The sequence below is a fragment of the Metabacillus kandeliae genome (genome assembly GCF_021166585.1).
GTDB lineage: Bacteria > Bacillota > Bacilli > Bacillales > Bacillaceae > Metabacillus_B > Metabacillus_B kandeliae.
In genome coordinates, this window is sequence record NZ_JAJOZE010000004.1 from 19,122 (window position 1) to 38,789 (window position 19,668).

At 45.2% G+C, this 19,668-nt stretch carries 15 protein-coding genes and 1 riboswitch; of the genes, 9 read left to right on the top strand and 6 right to left on the bottom strand.

What is annotated here, in order from left to right:
- Positions 1–3: 3 nt before the first annotated feature.
- The 6 genes from LRR81_RS11145 (at position 4) to LRR81_RS21345 (ending at position 8,955) form a co-directional block, all read left to right on the top strand.
- The gene (locus LRR81_RS11145; protein WP_231789453.1) at positions 4–1,368 is read left to right on the top strand and encodes a PTS transporter subunit EIIC; all 1,365 of its coding nucleotides are present in this window, start codon (positions 4–6) and stop codon (positions 1,366–1,368) included.
- Entirely contained in the window at positions 1,365–2,390 is a 1,026-nt protein-coding gene (locus LRR81_RS11150; protein WP_231789454.1) for a MupG family TIM beta-alpha barrel fold protein, read from the top strand. Before LRR81_RS11145 ends, LRR81_RS11150 begins: the two co-directional genes overlap by 4 nt.
- Before the next feature lie 394 nt (positions 2,391–2,784).
- Positions 2,785–4,035, top strand: a complete 1,251-nt coding sequence (pbp4b, locus tag LRR81_RS11155) for a penicillin binding protein PBP4B (RefSeq protein WP_408631601.1) — start codon at positions 2,785–2,787, stop codon at positions 4,033–4,035.
- Positions 4,036–4,053: 18 nt separating this feature from the next.
- Positions 4,054–5,988: a glycoside hydrolase family 3 protein gene (locus tag LRR81_RS11160; protein WP_231789455.1), complete on the top strand. Its 1,935-nt coding sequence runs from the start codon at positions 4,054–4,056 to the stop codon at positions 5,986–5,988.
- Between the two features lie 12 nt (positions 5,989–6,000).
- Positions 6,001–7,236 carry an exo-beta-N-acetylmuramidase NamZ family protein gene (locus tag LRR81_RS11165; RefSeq protein ID WP_231789456.1) on the top strand — a complete coding sequence of 412 codons (1,236 nt, stop codon included), beginning with the start codon at positions 6,001–6,003 and terminating at the stop codon, positions 7,234–7,236.
- 177 nt (positions 7,237–7,413) lie between these two features.
- Positions 7,414–8,955 (top strand): methyl-accepting chemotaxis protein, encoded by a 1,542-nt coding sequence (locus LRR81_RS21345; RefSeq protein WP_231789457.1) that lies wholly within the window; start codon positions 7,414–7,416, stop codon positions 8,953–8,955.
- A 377-nt stretch (positions 8,956–9,332) separates the two neighbouring features.
- Here the strand turns inward: LRR81_RS21345 and LRR81_RS11175 are convergent, their stop codons facing one another.
- Complete coding sequence (locus tag LRR81_RS11175; RefSeq protein WP_231789458.1) at positions 9,333–9,827, bottom strand: GNAT family N-acetyltransferase; 495 nt, start codon at positions 9,825–9,827, stop codon at positions 9,333–9,335.
- A gap of 123 nt (positions 9,828–9,950) precedes the next feature.
- Between LRR81_RS11175 and LRR81_RS11180 the strand changes: the two genes are divergently transcribed.
- Complete coding sequence (locus LRR81_RS11180) at positions 9,951–10,631, top strand: TerC family protein (RefSeq protein WP_231789459.1); 681 nt, start codon at positions 9,951–9,953, stop codon at positions 10,629–10,631.
- Between the two features lie 71 nt (positions 10,632–10,702).
- Positions 10,703–10,834, top strand: coding sequence for a hypothetical protein (locus LRR81_RS21255; RefSeq protein ID WP_269448618.1), 132 nt, complete (start codon positions 10,703–10,705; stop codon positions 10,832–10,834).
- A gap of 47 nt (positions 10,835–10,881) precedes the next feature.
- On the opposite strand, the gene LRR81_RS11185 is transcribed toward LRR81_RS21255, so the two are convergent.
- Together LRR81_RS11185 and LRR81_RS11190 are read right to left on the bottom strand one after the other, a co-directional pair.
- Positions 10,882–11,931, bottom strand: coding sequence for a ribonucleotide-diphosphate reductase subunit beta (locus tag LRR81_RS11185; protein WP_231789460.1), 1,050 nt, complete (start codon positions 11,929–11,931; stop codon positions 10,882–10,884).
- 16 nt (positions 11,932–11,947) lie between these two features.
- Entirely contained in the window at positions 11,948–14,200 is a 2,253-nt protein-coding gene (locus tag LRR81_RS11190) for a ribonucleoside-diphosphate reductase subunit alpha (protein WP_408631602.1), read from the bottom strand.
- Between the two features lie 355 nt (positions 14,201–14,555).
- Positions 14,556–14,732: riboswitch (cobalamin riboswitch) on the bottom strand.
- A gap of 136 nt (positions 14,733–14,868) precedes the next feature.
- Here LRR81_RS11190 and dat point away from each other — a divergent pair.
- Positions 14,869–15,702: a D-amino-acid transaminase gene (gene dat / locus LRR81_RS11195; protein ID WP_231789462.1), complete on the top strand. Its 834-nt coding sequence runs from the start codon at positions 14,869–14,871 to the stop codon at positions 15,700–15,702.
- A gap of 164 nt (positions 15,703–15,866) precedes the next feature.
- Here the strand turns inward: dat and LRR81_RS11200 are convergent, their stop codons facing one another.
- The 3 genes from LRR81_RS11200 to LRR81_RS11210 all read right to left on the bottom strand — a co-directional run bounded on the left by LRR81_RS11200 (position 15,867) and on the right by LRR81_RS11210 (position 19,650).
- Positions 15,867–16,664, bottom strand: a complete 798-nt coding sequence (locus LRR81_RS11200) for a hypothetical protein (protein ID WP_231789463.1) — start codon at positions 16,662–16,664, stop codon at positions 15,867–15,869.
- 409 nt (positions 16,665–17,073) lie between these two features.
- Positions 17,074–18,375, bottom strand: coding sequence for a globin-coupled sensor protein (locus LRR81_RS11205; RefSeq protein WP_231789464.1), 1,302 nt, complete (start codon positions 18,373–18,375; stop codon positions 17,074–17,076).
- A 753-nt stretch (positions 18,376–19,128) separates the two neighbouring features.
- Positions 19,129–19,650: a universal stress protein gene (locus tag LRR81_RS11210; protein ID WP_231789465.1), complete on the bottom strand. Its 522-nt coding sequence runs from the start codon at positions 19,648–19,650 to the stop codon at positions 19,129–19,131.
- Positions 19,651–19,668 lie beyond the last annotated feature (18 nt).

Genomic DNA, 19,668 nt, shown 5'->3' on the forward strand with positions numbered 1-19,668 from the left:
AAAATGGGTGAGGGAAATAAATTTCAGGTGCTCGCCGCTGAGATACTAAAACAGCTTGGCGGAGCAGATAACGTTGAACATTACACAAACTGCATGACAAGGCTTAGGGTAAGCCCGGTCAATTCAGAGCTCGTAAACAAGCAAGCTATTAAAAAGCTTGATGGTGTCATCGGCCTTGTGGAAGAAGAAACACTGCAGATTATTTTGGGGCCTGGAGCCGTTAACAAGGTAACGGAAGAATTCGCGAAGCTGACAGACCGGAAAGAGCTGGATCTAAAAAAAGCGGCTTCTGAAAGAAAATCGGAAATTTCCAAGAAGAATGCGACACCATTCAAGCTTTTCCTAAGAAGAATCGCAAGCATTTTCATCCCGCTGATTCCGGCGCTTGTGGCTTCAGGGCTTATTACAGGGATTACAAAGGCGCTTGTGCAGGGAGGAGCGCTTCCGGCTGATTCACAGATTGTCCTGCTGCTAAGCGCAATCGGCTCTGGTTTATTCACTTTCCTTGGCATCCTTGTAGGTGTGAATGCAGCAAGGGAATTTGGCGGGTCGCCTGCACTCGGAGGCCTTGCGGGGATACTGATTATCAACCCGGCCATTGCTGACATTGCTTTGTTTGGTGAAAAGCTTGTTCCTGGACGCGGCGGTTTGATCGGTGTTTTGTTTGCTGCCATTTTTATCGCGATTGTTGAAAGATGGGTCAGAAAATATGTACCGCAGTCACTGGATATTATTATCACGCCAACTGTTGCCTTGCTGATTACCGGTATTGTCACTTATTTTATTTTCATGCCTGTTGGCGGATTCATTTCAGATGGCATTACACAGGGTCTTCTCGCAGTCTTGAATGTCGGCGGCGTTGTGGCCGGATTTGTTCTTGGCGCTACCTTCCTGCCGCTTGTTGTAACTGGGCTGCATCAGGGGCTGACGCCAGTGCATCTTGAGCTGTTAAAATCGATCGGCTCGGATCCGCTGCTGCCGATTTTGGCAATGGGCGGAGCAGGCCAGGTTGGAGCCGCTTTTGCCATTTTTGCTAAAACAAAAAGAAAGCGCTTAAAAAGAGCGATCGGAGGCGCACTGCCTTCTGGAATTCTAGGTATTGGAGAGCCGCTTATCTTTGGTGTCACGCTTCCGCTTGGACGCCCATTCCTGACTGCGTGCCTCGGGGCAGGTGTCGGAGGAGCTTTTCAGGCAGCGTTCCATGTCGGCACAAGCGCCATCGGAGTATCCGGCATCACGCTAATCTTCCTCGTGCCGTTTGCACAGATGCTGCTGTATGTGATTGGATTGCTGATCGCTTATGCCGCAGGGTTTGCTTTCACGTATTGGTTCGGTTTTAAAGATGAAATGGCAAGTGAGTTTGAATGATTGGAATTTCCTTTTATCTCTCTGATCCGCTAGCGGATCAGAGATTAATAGAAGCAGGGAGCATTGGGGTGAAGCGTGCCTTCACCTCCCTGCATATTCCCGAAGAAGCCCATGGAGGAATGGCTCAAAAGGCCCAAAAATTACTGAATATTTCGAAAAATTTAGGCATTCAGGTCTGTGCGGATGTTTCGCTCAGCACGCTGAAGCATTTGAACATCAAAAATATGAAGGACCTTCAGGAGCTTGGTGTATCTGCCATCAGGCTTGATGATGAACTGGAAGGCTATGATATCCCGTCATTAGCAAGCTCTTTCCTGCTGACGGTTAACGCCAGCACGCTTTCGAAAAGAGAGATTGAAGATCTTTTAGCAAAAGGGATTCAGCCTGACCGGATCATCGGCTGGCACAATTACTACCCGCGGAGGGAAACAGGGCTTTCCAGAAGCTTTTTCCGGAGGCAGAACCAATTGTTTTCCAGGTACGGCATCGAAACAGCAGCGTTCGTGCCGGGCTCTGGTGAAAAAAGAGGGCCGATTTTTGAAGGGCTGCCGACACTGGAGGATCATCGGGGTCTTTCCCCTTATTATTGCGCAGCTGATTTAAGAAACGAAGGGATTCAGCACATCTATACAGGCGACCCTGAAGCAGATATTTCCCTGCTTCAGAACTTGATGAAGTTGGATGAAAAAAACATAGTCAGACTAAGAGCAGAATCAGATTTGCTCGCATCAGGTGTGTACAAGCTTCGTCAGGACTTTTCCAGGGATGTACTCCGCTTTTATGGCACAAGGAGCAGCGAAGCCATCCCGGCATCCAATACGGCGGCAAGACCAGCCGGTTCGATTACAATGGATAACGATGGCTACGGAAGGTATAAAGGCGAAATTCAAATCACCCTTTCAGACCTTCCAAGGGATGAAAGAGTCAATGTCATCGGCCGCATTGTGTCTGAAGACCTGGCATTGCTTCCGCTCATCCAGCCAGGACAAGCTTTGAAGATTGCTATTTTACAAGAGCTTTGAAAAATATGTATCAAAGGAGAGGAACACAGTGAACCGCATTTGTCAGTATGCAGCAGGGACGCTTCTTGTTTTTGGCTTAATAGGGGGAACAGCACAGGCTTCAGCAAACGAACCTGTCCATCAGACGGAATCCAATTTGCCGGCAGGACAGCTTTACAGCAAGCTTAAGGAAAACGAGACATTCACTTTCCATTCTTTTCAGCATCAAGGAGTGCTTTATGTGAAAAGCCATGATAAAACAAATGCCGTTTTTCGGATAAACGGAAAGATCATGAAGGTTAAGCTCAATAAAAATAAAAACCACTGGAAAAAAATCGATCTTTCTTCTTACACGGTAAACGGCGTAAACAGCCTCAGCTTCACAGACCATGACAAGAGGAATCACAAGCTTGAAATCTCTATTCCTTATCCAACGCTTGAGCATGCTTCTCCAAAGAAAGCAGGCTTTTCACAGGAAAAACTGAAAAAGATCGACAGCATGATCAATGAAGAAGTGCAAAAAGGGTTTCCGGGAGCTGCTCTGATCGTTGTGAAAGACGGCCAGATCGTAAAAAATACCGCTTATGGCTACAAAAAGAAGTATGACGGCCTCTCCCTCATGGAAAATCCGGAGAAAATGACAAAGGATACCATGTTCGACCTTGCGTCAAATACGAAAATGTATGCCGCCAACTTTGCGATTCAGCACTTGGTCAGCAGAGGGAAACTGGACTTAAACGCCAAGGTGCAGGATTATATACCGGATTTCAAGGATCAGCCGGGTGATGTTATTAAAGGAAAGGATACACTGAGAATCACGGATATCCTTCACCACACAGCAGGCTTTCCGGCTGATCCGCAGTATCACAATCCATCTGTTTCTAAGGATCTATTTTCACAGGACAGATCCAAAACGCTTGGCATGATCATTAAAACACCTTTGACCTATACACCCGGCACGAAAAACATTTACAGTGATGTGGATTACATGCTGCTTGGCTTCATCGTTGAAAAAATAACAGGGGAAAAGCTTGATGCATATGTTGAAAACCGTTTTTATAAGCCGCTTGGTCTGTATGATACGATGTTCAATCCTTTGAGAAAGGGGAAGGATCCTTCTGACATGGCGGCAACTGAACTTGTGGGAAATACAAGAGACGGTGTGATCGACTTCCCGAATGTCCGCAAATACACCCTTCAGGGAGAAGTGCACGATGAAAAAGCTTTTTATTCCATGGACGGTGTGTCAGGGCATGCAGGATTATTCTCTACGACTAATGATCTTGCTGTGCTGCTTCAGGTGATGCTGAACGGCGGAGGATACGGCAGCCATTACTTGTTCAGCAGCAGCACAATTCAGGAGTTTACAAAAGCTTCAGAACTGAATGCCACATACGGACTTGGCTGGAGAAGAAACGGCGATAAAAGCATGGAGTGGATGTTTGGTCCTTATGCTAGCTCTGAAGCATACGGCCATACCGGCTGGACCGGAACAGTTACGATCATCGATCCGAAGTACAACCTTGGCATTGTGCTTCTTACGAATAAAAAACACTCGCCTTTAGTTGATCCAAAAAAGGATCCGAATACGTTTGCAGGCGATTTGTTTAATACAGGCAAATATGGAAGCGTTGTCACTGCTGTTTATGAAGCCATGGAAAAATAATCAGAGGAGGAACAGAAGATGAAACGAATACTTGTAATCCTTGCCGCCATTGTCCTTTTGGCAGCAGGCAGCCTCGTTCCGCGGAAAGCGTCAGCAGATGTCTCAGGGGATCAAATTGATGGAATCGTCAAGCAGATGACACTTGAAGAAAAGGTCGGACAGATGCTTATGCCCGACTTTAGAAACTGGCAGAAAAAAGGGGAAACAAAAGCAACTGGCTTAACGGTTATGAATGATGAGGTAGGCAGCATCATTAAAAAATACCATCTCGGCGGAGTTATTCTTTTTGCCGAAAATGTCACAGGCACAGAACAGACGGTCCGCCTGACAGACGGCCTGCAAAAAGCAAGTCCGAAAATTCCGCTCTTGATCACAATTGATCAGGAGGGCGGCATTGTGACAAGGCTTCAATCAGGAACCAATCTGCCCGGCAACATGGCGCTTGGGGCGGCGCGCAGTGAAAAATTCGCCCGCCAGACAGGGAACATAGTCGGCAGCGAGCTGCATTCGCTCGGCATCAATGTGAACTTCGGACCAGATATGGACGTGAACCTGAATCCAGGCAATCCCGTCATTGGTGTCCGCTCATTCGGCTCCAATCCTGACCTTGTTTCAAGGCTTGGCATTCAAACGATCAAAGGTCTGCAAAATCAGAATGTAGCTTCAGCAGCCAAGCATTTCCCGGGACATGGAGACACGGATACGGACAGCCATTACGGACTTCCGCTCGTTAATCACGATTTGGACCGCCTGAAGAAAGTGGAGCTTTACCCGTTCCAGCAGGCAGTGGATGCAGGGATTGATATGATCATGACCGCGCACGTTCAGTTCCCGGCGATCGATGATACGGAATACACCAGTCAAAAAGACGGCCAAAAAATTATGGTGCCTGCATCTCTTTCTAAAAAGGTCATTACCGGACTGCTTCGAAAAGACATGGGCTTTGACGGCGTTGTTGTAACAGACGCGCTGAATATGAAAGCCATCGCAGACAACTTCGGCCAGGAACAGGCAGTCGTTATGGCGCTGGAAGCAGGCGTTGACATTGCTCTTATGCCTGCACCTGTCACATCGCTTGAAACAGAAAGGAATCTCGCCAGTGTCTATAAAGCAGTCCTCACAGCCGTTCATAAAGGCGAGCTGCCTGAAAGCCAGGTGAATGAGTCTGTTAAACGAATTTTGAAACTGAAGATGAAGCGCGGCATTTATACACCAGGACAGGAAAACACATCTCTGCCTCTTGATCAAAAAATCAAAGCAGCCGAAAAAACAGTCGGAAATAAAAAGCATACAAAGCAAGAGCAAAAAATGGCTGACAAATCGGTTACCGTGTTAAAAAATGATGCAAAAACCCTGCCGTTTAAGCCGAAAAAAGGGGAAAAAGTCCTTCTGCTCGCACCGTTTGACGACCAAATTGAATCCATGAAGCGCAGCATTCAAAGCCTTGTGGATCAGAGGAAAATAAAGCCCGTTGCAATTGACGGCTATGCTTTTTCCGGCAAAGTGCTCGACAGCAGGGTGAAAATGAAAATCGCTGAAGCGAAATACATTATCACAGGATCCTATGTGGTGAAAAACGATCCGGCAGTGAACGACGGCCAAATCGATGATCACATACAGGATTCCTCGAAATGGGCGACCGTTTATCCGAGAGCTGTCATGAAAGAAGCGATGAAACGAAACAAAAGGTTCGTCCTTGTCAGCCTCAGAAACCCATATGACGCCGCCAACTTTGAAGAAGCAAAAGCAGTGCTTGCCGTATACGGCTTTAAAGGCTACACAGACGGCCGCTTCCGCCAGCCGAACATTCCGGCAGGCATAAGAGCCATCTTCGGAGCCTCAAAGCCTGATGGCAAACTGCCAGTTGATATTCCATCTGTCACTGAACCCGGAAAAATCCTTTATCACTATGGCTATGGATTGAATCTAAAAAATGGAAAACCTTTAAAATAAGGAGGAATCCAGGTGAAAAAAAGCCTACTGTTTTTCATAGCTGCTCTTCTCGTGATTGGCAGCTCTGCCGCATCTGCCACCGGCCGGAAGGATGAACACAGCAAGCGCACCGTTCCAGGAATTGAAGTTCTTTTGAAAGAAGAAAAAGCTCTTTTAAAAGGCAAGCGGGTTGGATTGATTACCAATCCTACTGGCACAGACTCAAAGCTGAACAGCTCCGTCGATCTTTTAAACAATGATCCGGATATCAATCTGACAGCACTCTATGGTCCTGAACACGGTGTAAGAGGGGACGCTGATGCCGGCGCCAATGTAGAATCCTATATAGATGAAGAGACAGGGCTTCCGGTCTACAGCTTATATGGGAAAACGAACAAGCCGACACCAGAAATGCTGAAGGATGTGGATGTGCTCGTCTTTGATATACAGGATATCGGCACAAGATTCTACACTTATATTTCCACCTTGTCCTACTGCCTTGAAGCAGCAAAGGAAAACAATAAGCAGATCATTGTGCTCGACAGGCCAAACAGCATCGGCGGAGAAAAAGTGGAAGGACCTGTTCTGGATCCCGCTTACTCATCGTTTGTCGGCAGGTATCCGATTCCGCTCCGCCACGGGATGACAATGGGCGAGCTTGCGCTGTTGTTTAACAAAGAATTCAATATCCATGCGGATCTCAAAGTTGTAAAAATGAAAGGCTGGAAAAGAAGCCAGTATTTTAACGAAACAGGGCTGCCATTTATCATGCCTTCACCGAATATGCCAACCCTTGAAACAGCGATCGTCTATCCAGGAGCAGGACTGATCGAAGGCATCAATGTCTCAGAAGGAAGAGGCACAACGAAGCCGTTCCAGCTGTTTGGCGCTCCGTACATCAACAGCACAAAGCTTGCTGCTGAACTGAATAAAAAACACTTAAAGGGCGTGCAGTTTAGAGCCGCATCCTTTATCCCTTCCACCTCCAAGTATGCAGGCGAGCTTTGCCATGGAGCGGAAATCTATGTAACAGATCCAAAAGCATACAATTCAGTGGAAACAGGCCTTGAAATCATCTCTGAAATTCATCGCCTGTATCCTGACAAATTTGAGTTTTTAGCGCGCGATAACTTCAGCCTGTTAATCGGCAACGGCTGGGTGAAGCAAATGATTCTGGATAATGTCCCAGTCAAACAAATCATGAAAAAATATGAAGCAGAAACTCAAAAATTTAAGCAGATTCGCAAACAATATCTGCTTTACAAGTAATGGGAAGACCCTCTTAGGAGGGTCTTTTTATATGTTTAAAGGTTTGAACGTAAGGGTATAAAGACCTATATGTCATGAAGGATTATTAATAAAAAATTCCTAGAGAGTTAGAAATGGAAATGCTGTCAGTGAGCATTTATATTAAATCAAAAGATCATTTTTTCAGGAGGAACACCAGTGATACAAAGTAAAAATAAAGTGATGCTGATCCTATCCCTGCTGGCGATTGCCGTATCAGCGCTCATCTTTGCCGTCAATTCTTTTTTGCCGTCTGTTCATATGCATCAAAGCATGGGAGCAGGATATGAAAGCAACGTCATTAAAACGGCAGCATTTGTCGCCCCGATCCTGTTTTTTCTTGCCGCAGCCTTTCTTTATTTTCAAAAGAAAGACCACACTGCCATACCCTATTTGATTTCATTTTGCCTGACCTTTTCCAGTCTTTCCATGATCATTGGCGGAAACGGAATGGTCGTGTACCATTTTTCCATCTTTCTTGTCATCGCTCTGATTGCCTTTTACGAAAAAACGAAATACATCTATGTAATGACGGCTGTTTTTGCTGCAGCTCACCTTGCTGCCATGTTTGTCTATACAGAGTATTTGTTTGGCGACCATGACTACACGTGGTTTATGTTCTTTATCCATGCGTTTTATCTGGTGCTGACTTCAGGGGGGATCAGCTGGCAGATTCTGACGAAAAACCGTCTCACAAATGAGCTCCTCGCTAGAAACAGTCTGCAGGCTGCTTCCATTCAAAAGCTTTCAAATGAACTGAAGCTCACCTCAGAAAGCATCAAACAAATGACAGGAGATCTCTCAGGGCATGCCGCTCATTCCGTTGAAACAAGCCATGTAATCAGAAAGGCTGTCTCTGAATGGGCAAAAGGAGCTGAAATGCAGCACAAACAAGCCATGTCCAGTGAAGAGAAAATGGCAAGCATGCATAAAGGAGCAATAGATATTGTGCATTCTACTGAGGCTGTTATGGAAAGTTCTTTAGCAGCGCAAGGCTCTGTGCGTGATGGGAAGGAATTTCTTTTCGAAACAAAAGAACAGATGCAAAGCCTTTCGAAAACCTTTACCAACCTGTCACAGCTTGTAGGAAATTTGCATTCCCACTCTCTCCAAATCGGCGGCATTGTCTCAGATATCTCCTCTATTGCCGATCAGACAAATCTGCTCGCGCTGAATGCTGCGATTGAAGCGGCAAGAGCGGGTGAGTCCGGAAAAGGCTTTGCTGTCGTAGCGGGCGAGGTCAGAAAACTGGCAGGCAAATCAACAGAGTCAACAGACAGGATTAAGGGATTGATTGATCACATACAATCAGACATTCACAAAGTGGCAGATGCGATGGAGGAAAGCAGCAGAGAACTGGCTGAAGGGATTTCCATTATTCAAAAAACCGATACCCTTTTTGAAAACATCAACGCCTCCACCAATAAAGTAGGAGACAGCATCCAGCACGTTACAAAGGAAGCGAAAGACTTTATTGGAAATATTGAAAGTGTCAAAGCAGCTATCCAAACGATGACAAAGCTTTCTGAAACCACCAGCTCACGAAACGGGGAGATGGTGGCAAGTTCCGAACAGCAGCTTTTCGCAGCAGAAGAACTGAAAAACATTATTCATTCTCTTGAAGGGCTCGCGATCAGACTGTATGAGCTTGTTTCAGCCATCCAGAAGGAAGAGCCGGAAGGAGTACGTTCTGCTTCGTAACGTGAAAATGCCAAACCAGTGTGGTTTGGCATTTTTTTGAGCGTTTTTTTAGGAAAAACGATAATGAAAGCGCTATCTTTATCATTCAGAATAAAAAATGCAAGCCTGAAGTCCCTTAAAACAGTGTTTATATGCGGCTTTCAGCTTTTTATATGCGGGTTTTGAATTTTTATATGCGGGTTTTGAATTTTTATATGCGGCTTTTGGAATTTTATTTGCAGGTTTTGGAAATTTTTATGCGAGTCGAGGCGTTTGAGTGCGGCTAACCGCGTTTTCATTCGGCTTTAGCAGCTTTCATGCGGCTTCCCGCGTTTTCATGCAGCTTTAGCCGTTTGTGTGCAGCTTTTAGTGTTTATATGCGGGAGCCCAACATTCCATCATATGAGCTTGTACATATAATACTCATTCACAGGCTCACCATCAATATAAAGAGAGTGCACTTTTTCTCCTTCTATGGAAAACCCCATTTTTTCATATAAAGAAAACGCCTTTTCGTTATACTTGATCACAGTAAGCTCCAGCCTTTTTATGCCGCGCTGCAAAGCCCATTGGAACAATTTTTCAAAAAGTTTTGAGGCGATGCCTTGCCGGTAATAATCAGGATGGACGCCAAGAACTAAATAGGCAGAATGGGAGGTGCGCTTCACCTTTCCGCCGAATGCTGCAATGTAGCCGGCTAAATCCCCTCCTTTTTCTGCAACAAACAGGGCGGAGTTCGGCACAGCCAGAATTCTTTCAATAGAAGCCTTTTGCTCATCGACGGAAAGCTGTTTTTCTCCCGGCTCAAACAGCATCATCCCTGATTCCTCGATTACTTGGCTGAGGAATAAAAAATTTTCTGCATCTTGTACTTCAATAAGCCTGATGTTCATGGTTCTTTCCCCGATCTTTTTTGGTATATATTAGCATATAGGTATCATTTTGGATACAACTTCCTGCTTCTCTCCTGTATAGCCCGCAATCGTTAAACTGAGACTACTGAAGAGGTGAAAAGCATGGATTTTTTATCAGCCGGATTTTGGTCAGCTCTGCTGTCAATTATCATTATCGACCTGGTGCTGGCAGGAGACAATGCCATTGTTATCGGCCTTGCGGCAAAAGATCTCCCTGGTGATCAGCGGAAAAAAGTAATCCTCTGGGGTACCGCGGGAGCCATCATTATCAGAGCCATCACAACCTTTGCCTTTGTCTATCTGCTCAAGATACCAGGCCTCCTGCTTGTCGGAGGACTCGTTCTTATTTGGATTTCCTATAAGCTTTTAACGGATGAAAAGAAGCATGATGTAAAAGGCGGTCAAAGTGTTGGGGCGGCAATCAGGACGATTATTATCGCGGATGCGGTGATGGGGATCGATAACGTGCTTGCTGTAGCAGGTGCTGCACATGGGAGCTATTTGCTTGTGACACTTGGACTGATCATATCCATCCCTATTGTCGTATGGGGAAGTACGATTATCCTGAAATACATTGACCGGTTTCCGATCATCATTTGGATTGGATCTGCGATTCTTGCCTGGACAGCAGCAAAAATGATTGTGAAAGAGCCATTTTTAAAACCTTATTTTAAAGACCAGTGGGTAGTGTATGCCTTTGAGATTGCTGTTGTGGTCATCATTCTCGCCATCGCTTATTTCAAAGGAAAGATGAGCGGAGGGCGGAAAACGGAGCCTGCGTAATCTTTTCTCCAGGAAAATAAAGGATTTTAAAAGACTGCATTGAATAGAAAGGGCAAAGGGAGTGACCAATTTTGAGCAATGATAAAACATTATCTGATCAGCCCAAACCCAGTGACCAGAAGTTTTTGTCAGGCCCAGCCATTGGAGGTCTCATTATTGCTGCAAGCTTTGCCGGATATATACTAGTTGGCCTTTATTTTTAAGGCTTTAGCCAAAAAGGACTTGTCCCAAAAGACAAGTCCTTTTCCATTCACAAATCATCAAACCCGTTATCCACCTGATTCACCTTCGTATACTGCCTCGACTTCTGCTCAAAAAAGTCAGATTTGCCAAGGTCAACCTCCTCATAGGCTTTGATCCATTTAAGGGGATTTGTCCGAAAACCTTCGAACGGGCGTTCAAACCCAAGCTGATTGCAGCGGACATTCGCATAAAATTTAATATAGGCCTCAATATCATTCATGTTGATGCCCTGTATTTTATTCCCGAGAATCGACTCTCCCCAGTGTATCTCAAGCATGGCCGCTTCCTTAAATGTTTCTTCCACAAACCTGGCAAGCTCCTCTGTGTTGTATTCTGGATTTTCCCTCAGTATTTCCTGGAAAATTTTCACGAAAAGATCCACATGAATCTGCTCATCCCGGTTAATGTAGTTAATCATCGTGCTTGTGGCCACCATCTTTTGGTTTCGGGCGAGGTTGTAAAAGAAGGCAAAGCCAGAGTAAAAAAACAAGCCTTCCAAAATCACATCATACACGATGGATTTGAGGAGATTTTCTATTGTTGCTTCTTCGGCAAACATTTTGTAGCCGTTTGTTACAAATTCGTTCCGCTTCCTTAAAATCGGCTCGCTGCGCCAGTATTCAAATACTTCATCCTGCTGTTTTTTCGATACAATGCTTGAAAGAACATAAGAGTATGAGTGGTTATGAATGACCTCCTGCTGGGCAAGGATGATCATCAGGGCATTCAGGCTGGAATCCGTCAAATAATCCGCAACTTTCCCGGCATAATCGGTCTGGATGCTGTCTAAGAGAGCGAGCAGGCCGATAATTTTCAGGAAGGCTTCTTTTTCTTCTTCGCGAAGCTCTGCAAATTGCTTCACATCCTGCGACATATTGATTTCAAAGGGCGTCCAGAAGTTGGCGAGCATTTTTTTGTATTTGGGATAAGCCCAGGAATAAGCGGTATCATCCCAGTTCAGGATATTCGAGCTCTTGCCGTTCACAATCCCTGTGGAGCGGTTCGGTGCTTCAGCATCCATAATGGAACGCTTTGAAAGCAGGTTAGAATGTATCATACTTTTTCACTCCTTTTCAGCTTGCGCATGAATCGCAGTCTTCAATCAGGCTTGAGGTTGAGCGGACATAGTAGGTTGTTTTCAGGCCTGCCTTCCAAGCGGTTAAATGAAGATCCAGCAATTCCTTTGCTTTGATCGTATTCAGCACGTAAAAGTTGAAGGAAATGGATTGATCAATATGGCGCTGCCTTGCAGCATTCTGCTCAATGCTCCATTTTTGATCAAGAAAATAAGCCGATTTGTAGTACCAGGTTGTTTCTGCATTAAGATCAGGCGCTGTGACCGGTATTTTATAATCCTTTTTTTCCTCTGAATACACCTTCTGAAAAATCGGGTCAATGCTCGCTGTGCTTCCCGCAATGATGGAAGTGGAGGCATTCGGCGCCACGGCCATCACATAGGCATTGCGGATGCCGTGCTTCGCTGTTTTTTCCTTCAGTTCGTCCCACATTTCTCCTGTATAGCCCCGCTTTTCAAAATAGGCGCCAGTTTGGAAATCGGAGCCTTCACATACCGGATATGCTCCTTTTTCTTCAGCCAATGCCACACTCGCTGAAAGGGAAAGCAAGGCAATTTTTTCATAGAGGCTGTCAGCATACCCAACGGCTTCATCGCTTTCCCATTTGATCCCTTTCAAAGCTAGCAGGTGGTGCCAGCCGAATGTTCCAAGGCCGATGGCGCGGTATTTGGTGTTTGTCAGCTTTGCCTGCAGCACTGGAATGTTATTAGAATCAATCACATTATCGAGCATCCGCACCTGTATCGGAATCAGCCGTTCCAGCACATCCTCTGTCACAGCTCTTGCAAGGTTAATGGAAGAAAGGTTGCACACGACAAAATCGCCGGGTGTTTTCACGGTAATGATTTTTCCGTCTTCTGTGTACTGCTCGTCCATTGTTGTCGCGCTCTGGTTTTGGGTGATTTCTGTGCAAAGATTGCTGCAGTAAACCATGCCTTCATGCGAATTGGCATTCATCCGGTTCACTTGATCTCTGTAAAACATGAACGGAGTCCCGGACTCGAGCTGGCCGATCATGATCCGTTTCATGATTTCAATTGCAGGAACCTTTTCTTTGGAAAGAGCAGGGTGGCCGACGCACTCTGTGTAGCGGATCCGGAAGCTGCCTTCACCTGACTTTTCATCAAAATAATCCTCAAGGCTGAAGCCCATTACCGTGCGGACCTCGTGCGGATCAAACAAATACCAGTCGCCTCTTGCTTCAACCTGCTCCATAAACAGATCCGGAAGGCAGACGCCTGTGAACAAATCATGCGTCCGCAGCCGCTCATCGCCGTTGTTCAGCTTAGAGTCGAGAAAGGAAAAAATGTCCTTGTGCCACACATCAAGGTAAACCGCGATCGCCCCTTTGCGCTGGCCGAGCTGATCCACGCTGACTGCAGTGTTATTGAGCTGCTTCATCCATGGAATGACACCGGAGCTGACGCCTTTATAGCCCCTGATATCACTGCCGCGGCTTCTGATTTTTCCTAAATAGACCCCGATGCCGCCGCCGCTTTTTGAAAGGTTGGCGATATCTGTATTGCTGTCAAAAATCCCCTGCAGACTGTCATCAATGCTGTCAATAAAACAGCTGGACAGCTGGCCGACAGATTTGCCTGCATTAGAGAGGGTAGGGGTGGCAGCGGTCATGTGAAGATTGCTGAGTGCCCAGTAGGCTTCCTTCACAAGCGAGAGGCGATGATTTGTATTCTCTTTAGCCATCAATGTCATCGCGATCACCATAAAGCGCTCCTGCGGAAGCTCCATCACATTTTTGCTGTAATCTCTCGCCAAGTACCGGTCGGCAAGGGTTCTGAGGCCGATGTATGTAAACAGTCCATCACGGGCAGGCACGATGCTTTCTGAAAGTTCCTCAATCTCAGTTTTTGTATAGCTGTCAATAAGAAGGGAGCTGTAAATGCCTTCTTCTGTCAGCTCCCGGATCAGCTCATAAAGCGGTCCATATTTTTCTGCAGGCATGTACCTTCTATTGCAGGCAGCCTTTTGATAGAGGCTGTCCAAATAAAGCCTTGCACAAAAATACGTCCAATCCGGCTCTTTTTCATCAATATTGGAGAGGCCCTCAAGAATCAACAGGTTTGCCGCTTCCTCGGCTTCGAAATAGCCGCGTCCGTTAATGCTTTGTATGACTCTTTCCGTATAAGGACCGATGGACAGACTGGGGAAATCCGCCGCTTTTTCGGCAATATAGGCAGAAAGCTCATCAGGATCAAAAGCTTTTTCACTGTTCTCATCGTCAATGATCATCGTAACTCGGTTTGCTACTGTCTTCATCTTCATACAGCCTCCTGTTATCTCTTTTAAAAATGGGCTATGTTAAAGGAGAATGTTGATTTTCACACACCTGTTGATTGGAGTGGAAGGCGGGCGACTCCTGCGGGAGCAGCGGGACAGGTGAGACCCCGCATGCGCTAAAGCGCAGAGGAGGCTCACCGCCCGCTCCGCGGAAAGCGGACGCCTGAAACGGAAATCAACAGCCAAATTTAACAGAGCTAAAAAAATAAAAAATCCGCTCTTGGAATTGAGCGGATCAAACGATAGTATAGAGAAATAAGCTCTCAATCACCATCGTTTCATCTTCTCAACACCCCGGAGAATCGAAACAAAATATGAGCTAAAGGCAGGTCTCCTGACTTGCGGTCTTCCTACTAATGGTCCTTCCCGTACAGAATCGTACAGTGGCACACCATGTTCGTCGCACATACAGTTGCGGGGGCAGTTCCGGAATCTAACCGGATTCCCTTTTAATCCTTGCGGCACCTTCTGCTGATGGTTAAAGTCTATATATAGTATTATTATATAAAATATTTTTCTATATGTTGTGTTTGTTAGTTCTATCATAAAGGACAGCCTATTGTTTTTCAACTTTTTTTTCAGCTATTATTAAATAAAAAATACGAAGAGGTGCCGGGAAAATGATTGTATTGATGAATGACAAGCTCATCCGCCGCGAAGAAGCGAAAGTGGATATAGAAGACAGAGGACATCAATTCGGCGATGGTTTTTATGAAGTGATGAAAATTTACGGCGGCAAAATTTTCACCTTAAAAGAGCACATGGACCGGCTTGAACGAAGTGCCAGAGAACTGAAAATTTCTCTTCCTTTTTCAAGGGAGGAAATCGAGCAAAAAGTAAAAGAGCTTGTTACGGAGAACGGGGCAGAGGAAGGAGCCATATACCTTCAAATTACACGGGGCGGCTCCATCAGACAGCACCATTTTCCAGGAGCAGAAACAGTCCCGCAGCTGACCGCCTATCCATTTTCCTGCCATCTGCCCGAAAAAGAGCAGCAGGAAGGCGTTGAAACAGTGCTGACGGAAGACATCCGCTGGAAGCGCTGTGATATTAAGAGCCTGAACCTTCTAGGCAATGTCCTCGCGAAACAGGAAGCCAAGGAAGCGGGGAAATTTGAAGCCATTCTGCATCGGGACGGTATCATTACAGAGGGCAGCTCCACCAATTTTTACGGTGTAAAAAATGGAGCCGTGATTACCCATCCGGTCAGCCCGCTGATCTTAAACGGCATCACAAGAATCAAAATAGCTGAGCTCTGTGCTGCTAATGATATTGTTTTCAAAGAAAAGGCCCTGACAGTTGAAGAACTGAAGGACCTGGATGAAGCCTTTATATCCTCCACAACCTCAGAAATCATCCCAGTCATTAAAACAGGAGAGCAGGTCATCGGAAACGGCTCACCTGGACCTGTAACGAAAACATTGCTGCAGCTTTTCAAGCAGATTACGCCATAAAGAAGGCCTAGATTCAGTTTTGGAAATGCAAAATTTGAAACTGCAGTTTTTTTCGCACGGCAATTCGCAGTTAGCAGTAAAATAAGCATACAAAAAAGCTCGGAGCCATTTTGCTCCGAGCCTATTTTAAAGTTGAAATTTGATCATTATGAGGGCTTGTTAGCTTAATAAGAATCCGATTCAACATAATCAATAATTGGCTCAAATAATTTATATTGCTCATTAAAGCTATTCCAATCTTCACTTGACAAAATTGCTTGAGCTGATAATCGGAATATGACAGCCCTGATAAACATTTCTCTCATCTCAGGAAGCAAATCAATTTCACTTATTGGACAATCTTGCCAAGCAATACAATCACATACTAATATGGCTTCGGCATATTCAACAGGAGCTATTGTTGGAGAAAAATCAATAATAAGCGGTGGCAATACAACATCAAAAAGAATATTTCCCGCTAAATCACTATGGACAATCTGACGATGATATTGTTCTTTTAAATGAACTTTTTTAAGTAAATTGTTTATTATTTCTCTTGCTTCGGGATGAACTTCCTCTGGTAATTCATTTATTTGCCATGCAATTCGATGAGCCATCGACCAGGGATTATCGGATTCAAGAATGCCTTTAAATTTGATTGCAGCTAAATCATGGTGAAATAGCCTTGATACATAAAGCTTCTCTTTAATATAACCGTTGACCTCTTGACCCTGTTCAAAGGCTGTACAACTCCAGCCTTCACTAACAAATGTCCCTTTATTACTTTTAATAGGCCGATACAGCCTATAACCTACTGGATTAATACTGTGAATAATAGTAAATAATAGCTCTGAATGTAATGCGTTTTCTACTGGCTTTAATACAGCATTATTCACTCTTACGGATGTATTTTGGCCGCCTTTCAATGGAATAATTTCACCACTTAGATTAAATGAATGAAGAACCCCTTTAGAAAGAATCATTTTATCACCTTATTCAAATTGATCTATCGAATAAAGAATTTCTAAACTTGTACCGGCTAGTTAGAGGAATAAGCCTCTCAATCACTTTAACATAACTATCCAGAAGCCATTTTGTTTTTTTTTACACACCTAACCACAAAACAATGCAATCCGCTTCCAACAACATCGAACTCAACAGCAATTCGAGTTCTCTAACACCCTTACAGTAACAGAGAATCCTGAAATTCCAGCAAAAGGATGCAGTCCAATTCACTTGCTAATCGGACTGCATCCTTTTTGTGCGCATGTAGTTATTGAACCCGTTACGAACCAAACTGCAGGTTTTTAACAAAACTTTCTTTTGTAAAACGGGATCTGATAGCTGTTTATCAGAAGCTGATTTGTCCAGCTGCAGCCGCTTCCGATTTTCTTACATAGTATCCGACAGCTCTTTCAAGTTTTCCGCAGCAAGTGCCAGCTCTTCCATTGTACGGGAAATGCCATCCATAACATCGGCAAATTTCGCCATCTCCACATCAGATCTCTGGCTCTGCTCAGTATTGATGGTCATTAGACTGAGTACGCTTTGGTAAAAGCTCTCCATCTGTCCCATGTTCTTTGCACCGTCAGCTGTCAAGTTAGACATCGCATCGATGGAATGGCCGATGCTTTCCACCTTATGATGAATATCTTCAATTAAGCTGGAAATACCCTGCACAGACTTTTTCGTCTCTTCCGCCAGCTTTCGCACCTCTGACGCGACAACCGCAAAGCCTTTTCCATATTCACCGGCACGTGCAGACTCAATCGCCGCATTTAATGCAAGCAGGTTCGTCTGCTCCGCAATGCTCGTCACAAGTGAAATGACATTATTAATCTTTTCAGATGTCTGCTCAAGCTGCCTCATCTCGACCGAAATATTTTTCGTCCGATCTTCAATAAACTTCATCAGTTCAGACTGCTTATCAAGTGTAATTTTGCCTTGATCGGCTTCCTGGACCGCCTGATCGGCCTGCTTCGCATGGCCGCTTGCTGATTCTGCAATCTCACGGGACTGCTGATTGACACTTTGAACCCACTCATTCGCTTGGGCAGTAATAGATGCCAGCTTTGCAGCAGTCTCATTTACCTCATGCCTCAAAAGCTCTTTCTCTCTTTCGAGAACAGCCCTAGCTTCGCTTCTTTCCGCTTCATACGCTTCAATGACAATCCGCTGCTCAAGACCGATCATTTTACCGGCAGCCTGTACAGAAGCAAACAAATCCTCCCTATATTCTATAGAATCATACAAAGCAAGAAAAATAGCACTTTGAAGCTTTTGGAAAGCGCTTAAATACCACTTCTCCTTCAAGCCAATCTTGACATGAATTGAAGCAATTCTCTTTAAACGGACAATTTCCTCATCATCCATCTTGCCCTTGAACATATTTAAAATATGAGTCCTGAGCGTCTCTTTCAGCCGCTCAACAGAGCTATGCTCCTCAATCAGCTCAAGCAGCCTCTTTTCGCTCACAATCGCTCCATAAAAAGCATCCATCATCGGCTGAATCTGCTCTTCAATAATCGGCCGGACAGCCTGCAAAATAGCCAAATCCCTGCCTGTCAAACCCGTCATCTCAATCTGTTTTCTCAAATCGCCTGAAGACACAGAAATCTCCGGCCATGCAGCCGCATTTTCCCATTCAGGCAAAAGCCGATCTTTATTCGTTTTCTTTCTCTTTAGTAAGTTCACAAGGCTCCCCCTAAAATTCTTGATTCATAGAGTATATCGGCAGGGGAGGGGGATTTTTTTACGGGGGAGGGAACAGTACATTTTCCAATCCTTTTTAGGAGCCTGACCCCCGGTACTCTAATAAACTAAAGATCTGTCCCCTTTCCCAGGATCCTTGGTACCGCAGGGACGAAATATGCACTCACCTGTCCTTTTATCAATCAGCGCAGTTGGGGACAGGTGCTAAAATTAGGTCCCTGTCCCTCAATCTGTTAATGAATGAAAGCCCTGTCCCCAACTTGGAAAAAGCCAGAAAAGAATAAGCTTAAAAAGCCGGCTGCCAGTCCTCTTATCCTTTAACGCAGTGAGGGTCAGGTTACTAGGTAGAGAGGGGGACAGAGGCTTTATGGTATATTTTGGTAAAGAAGCCGGAGTCTCTGTCCCCAATAGTAGGGGGTGCCCTGTCCCCCTGTTCGCTGACAGGCTAAAGCCCTGTCCCTTAACGTATTTATCATTGGGGGAGAAGAGGGTGAATGGTGAGCACCCTGTCCTTTAATCAATCACAGCATTGAGGGACAGGTACACACTAAGCGGCACCTGTCCCTCGTCTTGCTAATATAGGAAAGCCCTGTCCCCGACACTGTAAAAGGAAGAAAAGACAAGGTTTATAAGGGCCGGTTACCTGTCCTCTCTTCCTTTAGTGTGCTGGAGGCCAGGTCTCTATCATCATACTAAAAAAGCACCCTTAACCATAAGGATGCTCTCTCCACACTATCAAATAATCATAACCGGGACCTTAGCATTCTTCGTAACCTTCTCACTCACACTCTCAGAAAAAAGCTTTTTAAGACCGCTGATATGGCGGCTGCCCATGATGATCATGTCTGCTTTGATTTCGTCTGCATATAAGGCGATGGCTTCAGCAGGCTCCCCGTCAAGGACCTTAACTTCTCCTGAGCACATGTTTTCTTCGAGAATATTTTGAGCCTGGACAGTGACTTCTGTTGAGTGGCCGCCTGTGTATTCAGGGTCATCCTCGCTCCGGGCATTTCTGGCTGGGTCTTCGTCAACAGCCGGTGTGATGGGATAATTGTTCATTCCATCAGCAAGGTAGGCGGTGTTGGCCGGGTAAGGTCTTACGGCATCAGGGCTGATAGCTGATGCTGTTTCATTGTATACGTGCGCAACGGTAATGGATGCATCAAGCTGCTTGCTTAAAGATGCCGCTGTTTGGAGAGCGTTTACACTGTCATCACTGCCGTCAAACGCTACTAATAATCTTTTGAAATTGTTCATATCATTCCACATCCTTTA